This window comes from Parasaccharibacter apium, assembly GCF_002917995.1.
GTDB classification, from domain to species: Bacteria; Pseudomonadota; Alphaproteobacteria; order Acetobacterales; family Acetobacteraceae; genus Bombella; species Bombella apis.
The window spans coordinates 1-606 of the sequence record NZ_LMYH01000026.1; the positions used below are offsets into that span (position 1 = coordinate 1).

Consider the following 606-nt stretch of genomic DNA (forward strand, 5'->3'; position numbering starts at 1 on the left):
GGTTCAGCCCCGTCAGGCCGACCAGCGACCCGCCGTTCTGCAGGCCCCCGTCACCCAGATGCGCCTCGACCCTCTGACCCTGGAGCTGGGATTTCACTCCCCCTTCCAGACGGGAGGCCGTCAGCGTCATGTCCCCGAAGGAGGCCAGAACGCCCTCATTATGCACCACACCCGGTGAGCTCAGATGCAGCTCGCGTCCCGCCACCAGGCTGGACCCCTCATCCGAGCCATAGCTTCCCAGACGGGCCGTCAGGTTCCCCTGCGCCTGCACCAGACCACCCTCGTTCCGGAACGACCCGGCCGTCAGATCCACATCACCTTTGCCACTCAGCAGCGTCCCGCCTTGGTTGGAGAGCGTGCCTGCCGTCAGCGTCAGACCTTCGCTGGACTGGATCAGACCGTTGCTGTTGGAGATGTCACCGCCATGCAGCGTCAGGGACAGCGGACCATCGGCCGCGATCAGCTTCCCGCCATCATTCCTCAGCCCCGTCCCCTCAAGCGACACCGCCCCCTGTCGGCTCCCCAGCTCGCCRGAGTTCCGAACATCACTCCGTGCCTGTACGGTCAGGGGGCCAGCACTGGCCACGGCATGACCAGTGTTAGTGA

1 protein-coding gene is annotated in these 606 nt (G+C 65.8%); it reads right to left on the bottom strand.

Translation table 11 applies throughout. The features are described from left to right. Positions 1-606, bottom strand: a 606-nt coding sequence (locus ASO19_RS09005; RefSeq protein ID WP_146046945.1) for a hypothetical protein, incomplete at both ends; no start/stop codon positions are given.